Origin of the sequence: Streptomyces sp. SID11385 (genome assembly GCF_010548245.1) — a bacterium.
Lineage (GTDB): Bacteria > Actinomycetota > Actinomycetes > Streptomycetales > Streptomycetaceae > Streptomyces.
Map to the genome: position 1 here is coordinate 1 of NZ_JAAGLR010000887.1, position 2,596 is coordinate 2,596.

General features: G+C 77.0%; 3 protein-coding genes. All 3 read right to left on the reverse strand.

Annotated features, from left to right (window positions below; all coding sequences use genetic code 11):
• Positions 1 to 135: 135 nt before the first annotated feature.
• Positions 136 to 1,197, reverse strand: coding sequence for an NUDIX domain-containing protein (locus G3I42_RS38310; RefSeq protein WP_164290254.1), 1,062 nt, complete (start codon positions 1,195 to 1,197; stop codon positions 136 to 138).
• 125 nt (positions 1,198 to 1,322) lie between these two features.
• Complete coding sequence (locus G3I42_RS27170) at positions 1,323 to 1,895, reverse strand: alpha/beta hydrolase (protein WP_164290256.1); 573 nt, start codon at positions 1,893 to 1,895, stop codon at positions 1,323 to 1,325.
• An 11-nt stretch (positions 1,896 to 1,906) separates the two neighbouring features.
• On the reverse strand, positions 1,907 to 2,596 hold a 690-nt coding region (locus G3I42_RS27175), incomplete at its 5' end, for an alpha/beta fold hydrolase (protein ID WP_164290259.1).

Here is a 2,596-nt window from a genome sequence, read left to right on the forward strand (position 1 = left end):
GCGCGGCCGACCCGCTCGGACGCACGGCGGGCCGGCTCGGGGGCGCGGCCGACCCCGGAGGAGCCTTCGGCCGCGAGGTGAGTACGGCTCCGGGCCCCGCGCTCCCGCACGTCCACGCGCTCGACGCGCCCCGGTTCACGCGGGCGGGGCGAGCGGGTAGACGTGCGGGAGCGCGAGGCCCGGCAGGGTGCCCGGGAAGGCCACTTCGATGACGTGCGCGGAGGGCGTGAAAAGCGCTCCGAGCGTGCGGAGTTGGGCACGCCCGTGCCACTCCCAGCGGCGGAAGAGGTGGGGTTCGGTGACCTGCGGGGTGCCGTGCCAGGCGAGGGCGCGCACGGCGGCGGTGACGCGGCGGAGCCCCGCGTGGTCGTCGTGGAGGAGGGCGAGCAGGCGGGTGGACGTGGCGGTGAGTCCGGTCTCCTCGGCGAGTTCGCGCACGGCCGCGTCGGTCACGGACTCGCCCGCGTCCACCTTCCCGCCGGGCAGGCTCCACATCCCGCGCGCCGAACGGCCGAGCAGCAGCCGCCCGTCCGGGTCCGTGACGACGACCCCGGCCCCGAGCATCGCCTGCGCGACCGGCTCCCCCGCCATCTCGGCGATGGAGTACGCGCCGCCGGGGCGCCGCAGCACGAGGGCGGCGAGGCCGTCGACGTCGTACCGCTCGCACTCCTCGAACGCCGCCTCCAGCACGACGAGTTCGTCCTCGTCGAGCGCGATCGCCCGGCGCGATTCCGGCAAGCGCTCCGCCACGTGGGTCACCACGACGAGCGCGCCGCCCTCGGCGAGCAGGCCCCCCAACTCCCGTACCACACGCGCCCGGTCGCCCCAGTAGGGAGCGACGCACCGTACGGTCACCAGCGCGTAGGCCCCGGCCTCGCCCACGGGCTCCCGCTCGGCGTCCGCCACGCGCAGGGCGATCCGGTCCCCGCACCGCTCCCGCGCCCGGGCGACGCCCCCTTCCGCGAAGTCGACGCCCTCGGTCTCGTATCCGAGCTCGTCGTGGACGAAGGCGGCCAACGCGCCCGTCCCGCAGCCCACATCGAGCGCTCGCCCCGCCCCGACCGCGGAAGCGACCCGCCGGTACAGGGCCTTCTCCTCCTCGCCGAGCACCTGGAAGTCCTTGCCCGCCTCGTAGTGCGCGGACCAGTGGGCGGGAGGGACGGGCGAGGCGGCCGGGCCGGACGAAGGCGTGGTCATGGGGCGATTCTGCGCCCCTGCGGCCGGGAACGGAAGGCGGGCCCCGGAGCCCCCCGAGGGGCGGGAGGTGAGCGCGGGCGCCGGACGCGCCGGGTACGGAGCGCGCCCTCCGCGCGGCGGGGCCCTCAGCGATCCCCCGCTACGGGACCGGCGCCTCCCACCTCCTCGAACCACCGCAGCAACTCCCTGCCCTCCGCCCAATACCCGACCCCGCTCGCGCTGTTGATGTGGCCCCGCCGTCCCGCGAGATGCCACTGGGCATCCCAGTCCTCGGCGAGTTCCGCCGACGTCTCGCTCGTGCAGTAAGGATCATCCGCGCTCGCCACGAGCACCGCCGGGCACGGCAGCGCGGCGGCGCGCAGGGGCACGAAGCCCGGGGCGGCCTGGGCCGGGAACGCCGTGCCGCGCGGGTCGGGCGCCGCGACGAGGAAGGCCGCGACGCCCTCGGGCCCCGCCCGCCGCACCCACTCCGCGACCGCCCAGCACCCCAGGCTGTGCGCCACGAGCACGACGCGTCCCCGCCCGGCCACGGCCTCGTACGCCCTGCCCACGGCCCCCACCCAGTCCTCCAGGTCCGGCGCCGCCCACGACCCGGGCGCGATCCGCACCGCGTCCGCGCCCCACTCCGCCTCCCACAAGCTCTGCCAGTGCGCCCCGTCCGACCCGTCGATCCCCGGCACCACGACGTACGCCGTCATCCCCGCCCCTCTCAGCCGGGCGCCAGCAACTCCCCGACCAGCGCCCCCACCTGTTCCGTCTCGGTGAGGAACCCATCATGCCCGTGCGCGGATTCGATCACGCGCACCGCGTCGGCCCCCGGGAGGTGGGCCGCCAACTCCCGTTGCTGGGACAGCGGGTAGAGCCGGTCGGAGTCGACGCCCGCCACGAGCGCGGGCGCCGTGACGCGGGCCAGCGCCGCGCGGAGGCCGCCCCGCTCGCGGCCCACGTCGTGGGCGTTCATGGACTCGCTCAGGACGACGTAACTGCCCGCGTCGAAGCGGCGGACGAGCTTCGCGGCGTGGTGGTCGAGGTACGCGTCGACCTCGAACCGGCCCCCGGCGCCTGTCGCGCGCCCGAAGCGGTCCTGGAGTTCGGCCGCCGTACGGTACGTGACGTGCGCGAGCCGCCGGGCCTGCGCGAGACCGCCCACCGGGCCCCGGCCCGTCCCGTGGTAGTCGCCCCCGTGCCAGTGCGGGTCGGCGCGGATCGCCGCGATCTGGAGCCCCGACCAGGCGATCTGCTCGGCGCTCGCCGCCGCCGCCGTCGCGAGCAGGAGCAGCGCCCCGGTGCGGGCGGGGTGGGTGACGGCCCACTCGACGGCCCGCATGCCGCCCATCGAGCCGCCGACGACGAGCGCCCAGCGGTCGATGCCGAGCGCGTCGGCGAGCCCCGCCTCGGC

What these genes read in the sequence shown, in the direction of transcription:
- G3I42_RS38310 (WP_164290254.1), bottom strand. Translation starts at nt 1,197, where the DNA reads ATGACCACGCCTTCGTCCGGCCCGGCCGCCTCGCCCGTCCCTCCCGCC.
- G3I42_RS27170 (WP_164290256.1), bottom strand. Translation starts at nt 1,895, where the DNA reads ATGACGGCGTACGTCGTGGTGCCGGGGATCGACGGGTCGGACGGGGCG.